The organism is Neobacillus sp. CF12, assembly GCF_030348765.1.
Lineage (GTDB): Bacteria > Bacillota > Bacilli > Bacillales > Cytobacillaceae > Neobacillus.
The window spans coordinates 2,627,144-2,641,610 of sequence record NZ_JAUCEU010000007.1 but is presented as its reverse complement, the minus strand read 5'-3'; the positions used below and the strand labels follow the sequence as shown (position 1 = coordinate 2,641,610).

At 35.1% G+C, this 14,467-nt stretch carries 9 protein-coding genes and 1 pseudogene; 7 read left to right on the top strand and 3 right to left on the bottom strand.

Translation table 11 applies throughout. From position 1 onward, the window contains the following. Positions 1–72: 72 nt before the first annotated feature. Positions 73–885, bottom strand: a complete 813-nt coding sequence (locus QUG14_RS12490; RefSeq protein ID WP_289340873.1) for a YitT family protein — start codon at positions 883–885, stop codon at positions 73–75. A 345-nt stretch (positions 886–1,230) separates the two neighbouring features. Between QUG14_RS12490 and QUG14_RS12485 the strand changes: the two genes are divergently transcribed. The 4 genes and pseudogenes from QUG14_RS12485 to QUG14_RS12470 all read left to right on the top strand — a co-directional run bounded on the left by QUG14_RS12485 (position 1,231) and on the right by QUG14_RS12470 (position 7,116). Beyond that, positions 1,231–1,608 (top strand): MarR family winged helix-turn-helix transcriptional regulator, encoded by a 378-nt coding sequence (locus QUG14_RS12485; protein WP_353961105.1) that lies wholly within the window; start codon positions 1,231–1,233, stop codon positions 1,606–1,608. After that, positions 1,601–2,802 (top strand): annotated as a pseudogene (locus tag QUG14_RS12480) (MFS transporter). The gene QUG14_RS12485 and the pseudogene QUG14_RS12480 overlap by 8 nt, the downstream one beginning before the upstream one ends. Before the next feature lie 222 nt (positions 2,803–3,024). Beyond that, complete coding sequence (locus QUG14_RS12475) at positions 3,025–5,097, top strand: DUF4179 domain-containing protein (RefSeq protein ID WP_289340872.1); 2,073 nt, start codon at positions 3,025–3,027, stop codon at positions 5,095–5,097. Between the two features lie 396 nt (positions 5,098–5,493). Next, positions 5,494–7,116: a glycoside hydrolase family 13 protein gene (locus QUG14_RS12470; RefSeq protein ID WP_289340871.1), complete on the top strand. Its 1,623-nt coding sequence runs from the start codon at positions 5,494–5,496 to the stop codon at positions 7,114–7,116. Between the two features lie 206 nt (positions 7,117–7,322). On the opposite strand, the gene QUG14_RS12465 is transcribed toward QUG14_RS12470, so the two are convergent. Both QUG14_RS12465 and QUG14_RS12460 read right to left on the bottom strand, forming a co-directional pair. Continuing rightward, complete coding sequence (locus QUG14_RS12465; protein ID WP_289340869.1) at positions 7,323–9,032, bottom strand: sensor histidine kinase; 1,710 nt, start codon at positions 9,030–9,032, stop codon at positions 7,323–7,325. A gap of 21 nt (positions 9,033–9,053) precedes the next feature. Continuing rightward, positions 9,054–10,592 (bottom strand): response regulator, encoded by a 1,539-nt coding sequence (locus tag QUG14_RS12460; RefSeq protein ID WP_289340867.1) that lies wholly within the window; start codon positions 10,590–10,592, stop codon positions 9,054–9,056. A 210-nt stretch (positions 10,593–10,802) separates the two neighbouring features. On the opposite strand from QUG14_RS12460, the gene QUG14_RS12455 reads away from it, so the two are divergent. The 3 genes from QUG14_RS12455 to QUG14_RS12445 all read left to right on the top strand — a co-directional run bounded on the left by QUG14_RS12455 (position 10,803) and on the right by QUG14_RS12445 (position 14,402). After that, positions 10,803–12,491, top strand: coding sequence for a type 2 periplasmic-binding domain-containing protein (locus QUG14_RS12455; RefSeq protein ID WP_289340866.1), 1,689 nt, complete (start codon positions 10,803–10,805; stop codon positions 12,489–12,491). A gap of 149 nt (positions 12,492–12,640) precedes the next feature. Beyond that, complete coding sequence (locus QUG14_RS12450; RefSeq protein WP_289344128.1) at positions 12,641–13,495, top strand: ABC transporter permease; 855 nt, start codon at positions 12,641–12,643, stop codon at positions 13,493–13,495. Positions 13,496–13,508: 13 nt separating this feature from the next. Next, entirely contained in the window at positions 13,509–14,402 is an 894-nt protein-coding gene (locus QUG14_RS12445) for a carbohydrate ABC transporter permease (protein WP_289340865.1), read from the top strand. The last annotated feature ends 65 nt before the right edge of the window (positions 14,403–14,467 follow it).

The window sequence follows — 14,467 nt, the reverse complement described above, 5'->3', positions numbered from 1 at the left end:
GAGAAGCGCTCTTTTTGTCTGCAATGGGATAGTACGATTCTAGGTTGTCTGAATAACCTTCCCGTGCTATTCCTAATTCTTAGCAAATACCCCGTCAACTTCAACGGTCTCAAATATATTAATAAATGCATTTTCATCATGGCTACGGACAATTTTTTTTATTTGTGTCGTTTCGTATCGTGTAACGACCATCATAATAATTTGTTTTTTCTCTTGCGAGTAGCCGCCGTAACCTTCCGTAATTGTAATCCCACGATAGATTGATTCCAGTAATTCTTTTCGGATTAACTCACCTTTTGAAGTTACAATCTGCATGGTCAATTTAATATGATCCGTGTGTATGGTATCAATCATTTTACCAGTTAAATAGATAGACAAAAGCGTGTATAATGCGATATCCCAATTAAAAGCAGCTCCAGAAATAAGAACGATGAAGCCGTTCATACCTGTAAGAAGAAGGCCAACAGGAACGTTGCTTGTACGGGAAAGGATAATCGCAATGATATCTAAACCTCCAGAAGTTCCGGAGGACTTTAAAATGATGCCGACTCCAATCCCTCCAATGATTCCTCCAAAAATGGTTGAGAGCAATATATTATTTGTCACAGGAACTGCGGGCACCAGAGATAAGAATACGGAGAGCGATGCAACACAAATTAGTGTATTGATTGCAATTATTTTACCAAGTTTATAGAAGCCTAAAATCAATAAGGGTATATTAAGCAGCAGATTCATTAGGCCAATATCAAATGGAGTGATTAACCCAATTAAAATGGCAATACCGCTTATGCCGCTACTCAAGATACCATATGGAACAAGGAAGCAATTAAAGGCAAAAGCCACAACCAATGAACCTGTGATAACAAATATATTTTTCAAAACCATTAAACCCCCCTTGCATTAAAAAACTCGCCCCTTAATAGGGACGAGTATTCCTGTTACTGTTATCTCGTCATCGATTTTTATTATTAAAAAATAATTTATCACGAGTGAAATGGTGAGTCAATATATTTTAGTAATATAGCTTTAGATTGAATATTCAAAATATTTGTCGGGCCCATTTTTATTGATCATGCGTTGTAAATCCCTTGACATCTATTTTAAAAAAATTTATGGTTATCTTCGGTAACAGTTATCCATGGTAACTATTTTTTTATAGGAGAGGGGAGAAAGAAATTGCAAGGTTTTTTTCAGCGTTATTTAAGTCTGTATAGACCACTTATAACCAGAATGAATGAACTAATGAGTACTTATGAACTTTCGTATTCTCTATGGCAAGTTATTTTTTATATAAAAACCAATGGGCCTTCGACACTTATAGATATTGCAAATAATTACAATGTAGAAAAACCAACGATTACGAGGAGGGTTCATCGTTTGGAAGATCTACAAATGGTGAAACAAATTCCTGGTATGGATAGACGAGAGAAGGTCATTCAGTTAACAGAATTAGGAGAAGAGATTTACCAAGCATGTAGAAAAAAAATAACGGATTTAGAAAATAGTGTTATGGCAGGTATCGCTAATGAAGAGCAAATGATTACGTTTCAAACGCTTCCTAAAATCCAGGACAATATTATGAGAGGCGGGGGAAGCAAAAGTGAATAAACCTAAATTATGGACTAAGGATTTTATCATTGTATCCAGCGTCAATTTTTTGTTAACGTTAGTCTTTTATTTATTAATTGTGATTATAGGTGTTTATGCGGTTGATGAATACCGTGCTTCTACAAGCCAGGCCGGGCTTGTTACAGGAATTTTTATTGTTGGGACTTTATTTGGGCGTCTGTTTATTGGCCGCATTATGGATTCAATTGGCCTAAAAGAACGTTGTTCATTGGATTAATTCTTTTTATTTTTACAACTTCTTTATATTTTATCCATTTAGGTATCACCTTCCTGCTTATTACCCGTTTATTACATGGAATTACTCTGGGTATCGCAAGCACAGCAACTGGAACGATTGTAGCTCATATTATCCCAAAAAGACGAAAGGGGGAAGGGATCGGTTATTACAGTATGAGTTCGACATTATCTACAGCCATCGGACCTTTCATTGGACTATATATGAGCCAACATACGAGCACTCAATTAATTTTTAGTCTTTGCCTGGCTTTAGGAATTTTCAGTTTGATCACGGCATTCTTTGTGAATGTGCCAGCATTGGAAGATTCAACAAAGAAGTCTGAAATAAAAGGAGTCAAACTTTCTCATTTTATTGAGCCGAAGGCAGTTCCCATTGCATTGATTACTTTAATTATTGGTTTCTGCTACTCTAGTGTTCTATCATTTATTAATTTCTATGCAATTGAAATTGACCTGGTTGGTGCAGCAAGTTTCTTCTTTCTTGTGTATTCAATAGCAGTATTGCTTTCACGACCATTCACAGGCCGTATTATGGACGTGAAAGGGGCAAACTATGTGATGTATCCATCCTTTATCCTCTTTACAGCTGGAATGCTGCTTTTAGGTTCAGCCCATAGCAGCATCACTTTGTTAGTAGCAGGTATACTTATTGGACTCGGATTTGGGAATATGCAGTCATGCACTCAGGCAATCGCTGTTAAGCTGACTCCCCCTCATCGGATGGGGCTGGCAAAGTCGACTTTCTTTATATTTCTCGATGCAGGCCTTGGATTCGGTCCTTATTTGCTTAGATTCGGTCCTTATTTGCTTAGATTCTTCCTTCCATTTACGAGCTATAGTACTCTTTATATGATTCTAGGAGTTGTAGTGTTGGTATCTTCTGGTCTTTACTTTTTACTGTACGGGAAGAAAGAAAGGCTAGTATCAATGCTTTAGTTTATTAATAAATTAGAAGGGACATCTTGTATTAGAGATGTTCCTTCTTTTTATGGATTTAATAATGGTTATTTTATGGATTCTTATGCAGGCTTAGATGGAAAATAAATTAGAAACATGAAGAAAGAGGAAATATAAGTAAATTGTCGAATAATGCATAAAGGGACCTTAATCAAGAGCCGTTAAAAGGTTTCAAGAGAATGTAAAGGGAGGACACATATAATGATCTCAAAAAGAGATCCCAGTTCTATCACTACGATAAGTGAAATCAGCGTGGAATCGATCGTTGTTTGGTTCGATGAGAATAAACAATTGTTCTATACACTTGGTTGGTCCTATCTTAGGAATCGGCAGCAAATGGAAGAACTTTTTTACCAATCTATTAGTAAAGTCCAAAAGGGATTGTCTCGATTAAAAAGAGAAACATCATTCGAAACATGGGTTACATCCATTTTTATACATACTTGTTGGGAGCTTTCCGCTGTTAGAAGTTTACAAGTTTCAGAGGAAAGTGAACAGCAAAAGGAATTTTTTAAAGCACTTAATCAATTGAAAGAGTTCGAGAAAGAAGTGATCTTACTTACATATGTAATGGGAATCTCTAAAGAGGAAGGAGCACATCTCCTCCAAGTACCTGTCGAAAAGGTGAAAGGGCTTTTGTTTTCCGGAATCCAGTCATTTAGAAAAGAAGTGGGAGACGGATCAACCTATAATGGCTGTAAGGAGTATCATGAAGTCTACATCGATTACTTAGAAAGAAAACTGGATCGTTCGAAAAAGGTTGAATTTGAGAAACATATTTATCATTGTCACGATTGTCAGAAGGATTTGGCTGCCTTTCAGGATGTTATGTTAACCATGTTGAATCTTACTGATAGAATGGAAGATTTGCAGGTTCCATCTGGTTTCATGGAGAACGTCAGAGACCGGCTGACAGAAAAGGAAAGCAATAGACACCAGAAGAACAAGAAACGTATTAGAAAAGGATTTGGTATTGTTGGTCTATTCGCATTCGTTATGGCTATAGGTTTTTTTACAGGGATATTTACAAACCTCTACTATTCATGGACAGAAGATGATCAGGAATTGCGTGCTTTTCTTCAACAGGACCTGGGTGAAAGGCTGAACCTGGAAGCGGAGAGCGATGGGGTGAAGATTAAGATTAAGAGCGCAATTGCGGATGATGTTCAGACGCTTGTTTTTTATGAAATAGAAGATACAAAAGAAGACAATCAATATGTGATGGACTATCAGAATGGTTTTTTTGTGGAGAATGCTCGTGAAATCATGAGCCGGGAAGCATATCAAAGGTACTATCCACCTGACCTTGAATCGGATGTAAATACCAAAGAAAAGAACGTGTATCATGGAAAGATTAGTCTGCTGCCACTTACAACGGATACAGGGACAATCACACTGAAGATCACAAGGCTTCAGAAATTGAATCGTGATTCCTCTGACCCGAATGTTTTTAATCCTTACGAGAATATGGAAACTAAAACTGGAGACTGGAACTTCGAGATTCCTGTAACAAAACAACCTACCGTTGAGTATGCATTGGATGAAAAAACTGAAGTAGAAGGAATCCCGGTCCGATTTGAAAAACTAACCATCGCTCCAACAGCGACGGTTTTGCAATATAGTATTAATTATGAACAGCCTGAGAAGCGGATAGATGTTCTTAATTTTAACAATTTGAAAGTGAATGATAAGACAGTGAAAGGCGATATGTATGGCAGTTCTTTTACAGATACACAACCAGACGTTAATTGGACCTCTTTTCAAACACAATTTGACCCTCTTCTTGGAGAAAAGCCAAAAGAGGTAAGCGTTCAATACGAATCTGCTTATTTAACGTTTGTCGACAAAAAGACCATCCAACTGGATGCTTCTCAGGAATATCCTCGAACCTTTGAATATGCAGGGAGTAAAATCTCCATTGACAAGATGGAAGTTGGACAGCCGACAAAAGTTGTCATAAGCGATCATGAAATTGAGAATCGTGCATATGAGTCGTTACAATTCCAAATCATGGGTGAGGGTGAAAATGAAATTAGCATAATGACCATGAATTCTGAGGGAGTGCTGATTGATAAAGACGGAGTGAGATACGATATGATTAAAAACCCTATCTCCTATGAAGAAATCGAGCAACCTCGTTATTTCATTACCGTTCAAAGTATGGAGTTACAGAGTAACAACGCTGAAGAAAAAGCTATTCCTAAAAGTCTGGAGATTTATGGGTATAATGCAATAAAATATTTGGATGATGTTGTGAAGATTTCGTTGGATTAGGCTGTAGCAATCTTGAAAATACTGTTGTTTAAAGAGGAATGTTAAAAAGGAGTTTTAACCGGGTATATTATCTGGCGGTGAGTGGGATATTAATTGGAAATAAGTATGGAAAAAATGAAAAGGACATCCTTGGCCGTTGCAGGATGTCCTTTTCTATATACTTATTAACTTTATGGCTATTCATGATTATAGGGATAAGAGTAGATTCCGGGAAAAAGTACATGAAAACGGTTTAATTAATATTTATTATATAATATAAAAAAATTAAACTTAATATAAGTGGAAGTAATGAAAGCTTTCTTTGATAGATTTAGTAGTTTATTACCAACATGTATAAATCACTCTATTAGGAAAGCAAAAGCAAAAACAGTCAAAAAGAGGTTAGGAGTGGAATGAATGAACGTTAAATGGTGGCAGACAGCAGTTATTTATCAGGTGTATCCGCGCAGTTTTCAAGACAGTGATGGCGACGGGATTGGTGATTTAAAGGGAATAACTCGTCGGTTAGATTATTTGGAAAAATTGGGAGTTACTGCTATTTGGTTAAGTCCTGTTTACAAATCACCAAATGATGACAATGGCTATGATATAAGTGATTACCAAGATATTATGACGGAATTTGGCACAATGGATGATATGGATGAGTTAATCAAACAGGCAGACCAAAGAAATATCAAAATTCTTATGGATTTAGTTGTTAACCACACATCTGATGAACACAAGTGGTTTATTGAATCTCGTAAGAGTAAAGATAATCCATACCGCGATTACTATATCTGGAGAAACCCCGTTAACGGTGAAGTTCCCAATTCTTTAAGATCAACATTCAGTGGCTCTGCTTGGGAGTATGATGAAGAAACAGATCAATATTATTTACACCTTTTTAGCAAAAAGCAGCCAGACTTGAACTGGGAAAATGAAAAAGTTAGACAAGAAGTTTGGGATATGATGAATTTTTGGTTGGAAAAAGGTGTGGGCGGATTTCGGATGGATGTAATTGACTTAGTAGGGAAAATTCCTGATGAAGAAATAACAGGGAATGGTCCAAAATTACATGATTATATACAAGAAATGAATCGGGAAACCTTTGGTAAATATGATGTATTAACTGTGGGAGAAACATGGGGGGCAACACCAGAGATTGCGAAGTTATATTCTGATCCAAAACGCAATGAGCTATCGATGGTCTTTCAGTTTGAACATATCGGCTTAGATCAACAACCAGGGAAAGAAAAATGGGATCATAAACCACTTGAAGTAAATGAGCTAAAACACGTTCTTAGTAAGTGGCAAACAGCTTTAGGGAATGAAGGATGGAACAGTCTGTTTTGGAATAATCATGACCTGCCAAGAATTGTCTCTCGTTGGGGAAATGATACAACTTACCGTGTGGAAAGTGCAAAAATGTTTGCGATTTTACTTCACCTAATGAAGGGAACACCTTACATCTATCAAGGGGAAGAAATTGGAATGACCAATTATCCTGTTAATGATATTAGTGAAGTAGAAGACATTGAAAGTGTGAACATGTATCACGAACGTTTAGCGAATGGATATAAGAAAGAGGATATTATTGCTTCAATCAACTTTAAAGGGCGTGATAATGCTCGGACACCAATTCAATGGGATAGAACAGAAAATGCAGGATTCACAACAGGAACACCTTGGTTACACGTAAATCCAAATTATCAAGAAATTAATGTAGCAGCTAATTTGGAAGATCCAAATTCTATTTTTTACTGTTATCAAAAATTGATTCAATTAAGAAAAAACAATCCAATCATTGTTTGGGGAGACTATGAACTAGTAGACACACCGGAACAAGTTTTTATGTATCTACGAAAGTATGAGGGTGAGACTTGGGCTGTAGTTGCCAACTTTGGTGAGCAAAAGGAAACTTTACAACTAGAGTATTTGTGCCAAAGCAATGAGGTCGTAATAAGTAATTACAAAAGATCCTCCGTCGATTTTCACCATCTTGAATTAAAACCATATGAAGCATTTGCAGTAAAGTTATAATTACTATTTAAAAGAATAGCAAAAGAGATGAAGCGGTGAAGCCAGGATAGAATGTTTCATCGCTTTTCTCATTGCACCCTTTATTGCATAAAAAAGACCGTTTGGTAAAAATCCCAGAATTAGGATTTCTATCAAACGGTCTTTTCGTTCTATGATTTAAAGAAAATCTGCATTTGGGATTTTTATGATTTTTCGCTTGAATCTACTCAGTTAACTTTTGGAATCGTAAGGGTCACTGTTGTTCCTTCCATCAATTTACTTGTATAGCTTAAGCCATATTCAACTCCATAAGTAAGTTGTACACGATGATGAACATTTTGGACCCCATATCCTTTCGTTTTAGTAGTTAGAATGGTTTTTAACAATTCAGGCTCCATTCCACACCCATTATCAGAGACATTAAAGAGTAGATTGTTATCTGATTGTTTTGCTGTAATAGTTAAAACAGCTTTTCCAGGACTTTCTTTATGATCTATCCCATGATTAATAGCATTTTCAACCAAGGGTTGTAAAAGAAGGTTCAGCATGGTGTATTCTAAAATCTCTTCGTCAACTTCACAACGAACATCAAATGAATCTGAATGCATCATTCGTTGAATTTGAATATAAGATGTTGTGTTTTCTAATTCTTCCCTCACAGAAATAGTATTTTTCCCTCTATTTAATGTTGTACGATAAAATGTAGAAAGAAGTTGAGCCATCTTACTTATATCTTCTTGTTCCGCAATAATTGCCTTACTGTTAATAAGCGAAAGGCTATTATAAAAAAAGTGTGGATTGATTTGGGCTTGTAATGCTTTCATTTCATACTCTTGTTTTGCAATTTTACTCTTATAAACCTCATTTATCATTTCTTGTAGTTTATGAACCATATTGGAAAAGCGACGAATTAGGCTCCCGATTTCATCATTTGAAGAATTTGTAACGGTTACAGATAAATTGCCTTTTTCAATCAGTTCCATATTTTTCTCTAACTTTTCTAAAGGACGAACCGTAACCCTTGAAAGAAAGTAGATGGATAGAAACAAAATCAATACACATAACAAAATCACGATAAAAACGGTAACAGTTATCTTATAAGTTGAAGCATAAATGGTGTCCAATGGACGATATAGATATGCAGTCCAATCGTAGGAAGTTAATGAGGACTCCTTAAATACAAAATCCTCCTGTAGTGAACCATCGTTTAATTTTTTTAGTAATTCGTTTGTTTTCAGTTCATATGATTGATATTTCTCCTGAAAATTTTGGAAGGTATAAACAGGTTTATTATATTCATCAAGGATGACAAGCCCATAATTGTTCTCAAATAAACGAGACATGTTTTCAAAGACATGCTCGTAATCAATATCTATATAAACTACATTTGTGATACTATGATTTCGATCAAATATTTGGCTGACTACTTTAAAAGTCTGACCAGCTGCGGAAACAACAAATTTTGGAGTGGACGTTTCTAAAATTTGCTCCAGCCAGCTTTTTTGTTCAATGTCTGTCAGCGGACGAAGAATATCGCCATGTGGGTACATTTGATTGTCACTAAAAATAGTGATTGTATTTATTTCACTGTATAAAAAGTGATTATTTAAGGATAAGGGATCTAGTATGTCCCTGTAAAACAAATACATTTCATAGGAATTGTCATACTCAGTAGTAACTCCTCTCTTTACCTCTTCATTCCAAACAATTTGGTTAATCACATTGGTATAAGTAGTAACCTTGTAATCAATACTTGAGATTGCCTGGTTTAGGGACTCTTCTAAAACTTCACTTTCTCGATTGATTAATATATGTTGAATTTGATAATAGCAATAACTCCCCAATGCGGTGACAGGTAAGATACTCGATAGTAGGCATATAAACAAAATTTTACTTCTGAATTTTAAATTTTTAAACCAATAAAGTATTTTCCACATATGAGACTTCTCTTTCTCTTTCTATTGCTTTTTCATCTGGCGGTATTTTTCAGGACTTGTGCCGAAATGTTCCCGAAAACTTCGAACAAAATAGGATAGATTATGATAACCTAGCTGTTTACATATATCAGTGATTTTCATATTGGTATTATTAAGGAGATCCTTTGCATTTTCCATACGAAGATTCTTTATGTATTTATTAATTCCACATCCTGTTTCTTTTATAAAGATCTCGCTTAAATAACTTGGGGACAAGTACACTTTTTCAGCTAATAAATTCAAACTTAAGTCTTCTCCATAATGCTCGGTTATATATTGTTGCACGAGATGAATGACGTGTTTAGGTGATTGTTCTTTTTTCTCTAATTTTTCTATCACTTCATTTTGAACATGAACTAGAATAGTTTCAATTTCAGAAAAATGCCGACAAGAAAAAATAGACTCCATCTTTTTATTAATCAATTCCTTGTTATAGTGTGGCAGATTTTGACAAAGTGTCTGCAAAAGCTTTGAAAAGAAATAGCGCACATAAATATGAGAAAGTCCCTGTTTTGCTTGGTATTTCTGAAATAGAAGTTTCATGTTTTGTTTAAAGGTAACAATATCTACTAATTGAATAGCAGATTGTATCCTTTGTAGAATATGTTCATCTTGTTCAAGATACTCTTTGCTTTCTCTGGTTGAGGTATCTATTGGATAGATATAGGTATCAGAATAGAAAAAACGATCCTCTAGATACTGTTCCAACTCATCATAAATTTCAGGTAACTCACTTGGAGATAAGTATTCGTTACTGACAGATATAAAGCAATTTATTCCATATTCTAAGAAGACCTGTTTTTGTATCTTTATCGCAATTTCTTTATATACCATATTTCTATCCGTTCTCCCAAATAACAAAAGGATTTGAAACGGATTCAAATTAATAAACTCGCACGGATAATCTGGGATCATTTTCTTAATTTGATTATAAAAGAAGAGAGTATCTTCATCCTTTGGCAGGCGATCAAAAAATGGTTCTTCAAACTGGATTAACATTACGGAAGAATATAGATTTAAAAAATCAAAGTTCATAGTGGGATATTCATTTTTTAGCAAATCTATTGGAGTCTTATTAATTAGACGATATAAAACATGAGTTTTAAGGAATTCACTATTTGCTTCTCTTAGTTCATGTTCCTTCTCTTGTCTTTTTATATTTTGCAATACTGTGGAAATAGTATTCTGAAATTCAACTGGTTTTACTGGTTTCAATATATATTCTACAGCCCTTAGAGATATTGCTTTCTTGGCATAATAAAAATCATCATGACCACTGAAAAAGATAATGTGGAGGTTAGGGTAAAGCTCTCTAGCTCTCGTTGCTAATTCAATTCCATCAACAAAAGGCATTTTTACATCTGTAAATAATATATCTACAGACTGTGTTTCTAATTGCGATAGAGCCTCTTTTCCGTTGGAGGCTTCGTCTATTTCAAGTTGAAAGTTGTATTTATTTAGAAGAAAACGAATAACATTCCGTTCGTCTCTTTCGTCATCTACTATCAAGATACGGTACATTTGTGTTACCTCCTAGAAGTAATTCATGATGATTATATCATTGCGATTTCCTTTCTTATACTTTGTGTTAAAAGTTCCGGAAAAAAGTACATGAAAACGTTTTTTTAAATATTTAGGATTAATCTATTATCACTTAAACTAAATGTAAGCTTAAATCAATTGGCCAGAACTTAAATTGGTCTAGGAAAAATAAACGTTGGAGGGGTCATTATGAAGAAGTATAGAACTTTAATTAAAAGGATGACGATACTATCTATGGCGTCCATGTTGAGCGTTTCATTAGCAGCATGTGTCGATTCATCTTCACCGCAAGAAAGTGCGTCCACAACCGAAGATGGAAAAACAGTTATTACAATGGGGCGTGTTACAGCAGCAAATTCGAAATTACCAGAGGGAGATACGTATGAGAACAATGCGTACACACGACTTGTTGAAGAAAAATTAAATGCGAAAATTGTCAATCAATTTGAAGCTGAAGGAGAAGATTACGATCGTCAGGTGGCTCTGGCAATTGCATCGAGTGAATTGCCAGATATGATGCGAGTCAATTCAAAAGAAGAATTGAAAGAGTTAGTTGAAAACGATTTAATTGCTGATTTAACAGATGTTTATGACAAACATGCAAGCGATTACATAAAAGAAGTATATGACTCATATGATGGGAGAAGCTTGGCTGATTCGACATTCGATGATCGTTTAATGGCGATTCCAGCAACCGTTGGAGCAAATGCTCCAAACATGGTCTGGATAAGACAAGATTGGATCGATGAACTAGGATTGAAGCTAGATAATGACGGAGACAGCCTCATCACATTAGACGAGTTAGAAAATACTGCGAAGTCTTTCATAGAAAATGACCCTGGTGCCTCTGGGAATCCTGTTGGAATACCTTTTGCTCATTGGTTGAATGCTGGAGATTATGGTGGATCAGCTTTAACGATGTCCTCTGTAGCAGGAGTTTTTAATGCACATCCTAGGCATTACATTGAAGATGAAAAGGGAAATATCATGTATGGATCAACTAGTGAAGGTACAAAAAAAGCACTTGGAATTTTGGCTGAATGGTTTGATAAAGGAATTATAGATCCGCAATTTGGAACCCGTACTTGGGACGACATCATGGCACTTCTAACAAACGGACAAACAGGTATCGTAACAGGTCCATGGCATATCCCTGATTGGGGTCTATCTGCTGTAAAAGAAATGGATAAAAATGCGGAGTTCGTGGCCTATACATTAGAAGGAGAAAATGGAAAAGCAAACGTCTTTCGTGAAAATCCGACTGGCCAATTTATAGTAGTTAGAAAGGACTATGCGCATCCTGAATTAGCGATAAAAATTTTAAATCTATTTTACGATGAATTAGGAAATGCAACGGATCTAGAAACAGATTATCCAGAAATTGCAAAATATAATGAAATTGGTGTAGATGGTTCAACGAGACCATTTAACATTGAAGTTTATAAATCTACTAGTACACTAGATGATTTTACAGACTTAATTCTGCCTGCAGTAAATGGAGAAACTTCTATCAACGATATAACAAAAGCTGGTATTAAAAATGATGCTAAAACGATCCTTGAATATATAGAGGATTCTGAAAGTGCGGAAACATCAGCATGGGCAAAATTCCATTCGCGTATGAAAGGAATAGGTTTGATTGAAAAACTTACAACAGAAGATACGTTCAATTGGACAACCCCTGTATATTATGGAACAACCGCTACAATGGAGAAAAAGGGTGCTAACCTTTTAAAATTAGAAGAGGAAGATTTTATAAAAATTGTAACTGGTACTGAACCATTAGACTATTTTGATACATTTGTTTCAAAATGGAAGAAACAGGGCGGAGATGAAATTATAGCTGAAATAGAAGCAGAATTGGCAGAGCAGCAATAAGAAACAGTAATAAGGGCTGCGTTGCAGCCATTATTATATAAGGAGGTTTTTTTATGAAAGTACAGACAGCAAAAACTGCCAGCTGGACAAAAGCAAGAACGGTAAAACAAGAGAAAAAATGGAATACGGCAACTTCTGTTTATCATTTGATGATGCTGCCGGGAATGATCTTTCTTTTGATTTTTAGTTATATTCCCATGTTTGGAATTATCATGGCATTTCAGGATTATATTCCTGCAAAAGGGATGCTAGGTTCAGAATTTGTAGGTCTGGAACATTTTATCTATATGTTTCAATTACCAGATATCGGACAAGTTTTTAGGAATACAATGGTTATTGCTTTTGGAAAAATACTATTAGGTACTTTTGGTGCCATTATATTCTCTATTTTATTGAATGAAATCCGTCTGAAAATCTTAAAAAAATCAATTCAAACAGTTGTCTATTTGCCCCATTTTCTATCATGGGTTGTACTGGCAGCCGTAGTGGTAAATATGTTTAGTTTAGATGGGACTGTGAATCAAATCTTAAACTTTTTCGGTTTGGAAAAATTGAATTTTCTCGGTAGTAATTCACTATTTCAACCGTTATTAATTGGTACGGATGTATGGAAGGAATTTGGTTTTAATTCGATTGTTTATTTAGCAGCCATAACCGCTGTTGACCCAGGACTACATGAAGCAGCAAGTATTGATGGAGCCAATTGGTGGAAGCGAGTTTGGCATATCACACTCCCGAGTATGCTTCCGATTATTCTTCTTTTGGCAATCCTTAGCTTACCGAATATTTTAAATGCTGGGTTTGACCAAGTTTATAACCTATATACACCAATGGTATATGAAACAGGTGATATTTTGGACACTTATGTATATCGAATTGGATTACTGGGCCGTGAGTATAGTTTCGGGACAGCAATAGGGATATTTAAATCAATAATTGGTATGATCCTAATCATATCAGCAAACGAAATGGCTAAAAAGTTTACGGACCGTAAATTATTCTAAGGAGGACAACAATATGGTTGAAAGTAAGAATATTTCAGCACGAATTGGACGAATTGTTATTCATACCATTGTGATTTCTTTGGGATTGATCTGTCTGCTCCCTTTATGGAATATTGTTGCCACTTCTTTTAGTAGTAGTGAGGCAGTTACAGCAAATGCAGTTGGTTTAATACCCGTAAATTTTACGACTGAAACATATAAGATGATCATGGAGGATATGCAATTTTGGCGTTCGTTTGGAATTTCGGTACAACGAGTAATTCTTTCACTATTAATCAATATTGTTTTGATTGTTTTAATGGCGTATCCACTATCGAAATCTAAAAGAGTTTTTAAAGGTAGAAACATCTATATGAACCTACTGATTTTCTCAATGTTATTTAGTGGCGGGATGATTCCAACGTATTTAGTAGTGAAAAATTTAAACCTATTAAATACAATATGGTCCCTGGTTTTACCTGGGGCGGTACAGGTTTTTAGCATTATATTAATCATGAATTTCTTCATAGGGGTACCTAAATCGTTGGAAGAAGCGGCCATTATGGATGGCGCCAATCCATTACAAATATTAGTAAAAGTTTTTATTCCCATCTCATTACCAGCATTAGCTACAGTTGCTTTGTTTAGTATCGTAGGAAATTGGAATGACTTTTTCTCAGGATTAATATATATGACGAAAGTTTCTAATTATCCATTAATGACCTATATACAATCATTATCCATTAATATCGAAGAAATGTTGAAGTCAGGGGCAAACGCCAATTCATTAGAAAATATGATGCAAGTCTCAAATAAAAATTTAAATGCTGCAAAAATTGTGGTTTCTATTATTCCTTTATTAGTGATTTATCCATTGTTACAAAAATATTTTATTCATGGTATCGTTGTAGGCTCTGTTAAAGAATAGTAAATGATTACAACACTACACGAATCATTTGATGATTTGTGTAGTGCTTCATTTTGTAATGGGAA

What these genes read in the sequence shown, in the direction of transcription:
- QUG14_RS12460 (WP_289340867.1), bottom strand. Translation starts at nt 10,592, where the DNA reads ATGTACCGTATCTTGATAGTAGATGACGAAAGAGACGAACGGAATGTT.
- QUG14_RS12450 (WP_289344128.1), top strand. Translation starts at nt 12,641, where the DNA reads ATGATGCTGCCGGGAATGATCTTTCTTTTGATTTTTAGTTATATTCCC.
- QUG14_RS12470 (WP_289340871.1), top strand. Translation starts at nt 5,494, where the DNA reads ATGAACGTTAAATGGTGGCAGACAGCAGTTATTTATCAGGTGTATCCG.
- QUG14_RS12445 (WP_289340865.1), top strand. Translation starts at nt 13,509, where the DNA reads ATGGTTGAAAGTAAGAATATTTCAGCACGAATTGGACGAATTGTTATT.
- QUG14_RS12490 (WP_289340873.1), bottom strand. Translation starts at nt 885, where the DNA reads ATGGTTTTGAAAAATATATTTGTTATCACAGGTTCATTGGTTGTGGCT.
- QUG14_RS12465 (WP_289340869.1), bottom strand. Translation starts at nt 9,032, where the DNA reads ATGTGGAAAATACTTTATTGGTTTAAAAATTTAAAATTCAGAAGTAAA.
- QUG14_RS12455 (WP_289340866.1), top strand. Translation starts at nt 10,803, where the DNA reads ATGAAGAAGTATAGAACTTTAATTAAAAGGATGACGATACTATCTATG.
- QUG14_RS12475 (WP_289340872.1), top strand. Translation starts at nt 3,025, where the DNA reads ATGATCTCAAAAAGAGATCCCAGTTCTATCACTACGATAAGTGAAATC.
- QUG14_RS12485 (WP_353961105.1), top strand. Translation starts at nt 1,231, where the DNA reads ATGAATGAACTAATGAGTACTTATGAACTTTCGTATTCTCTATGGCAA.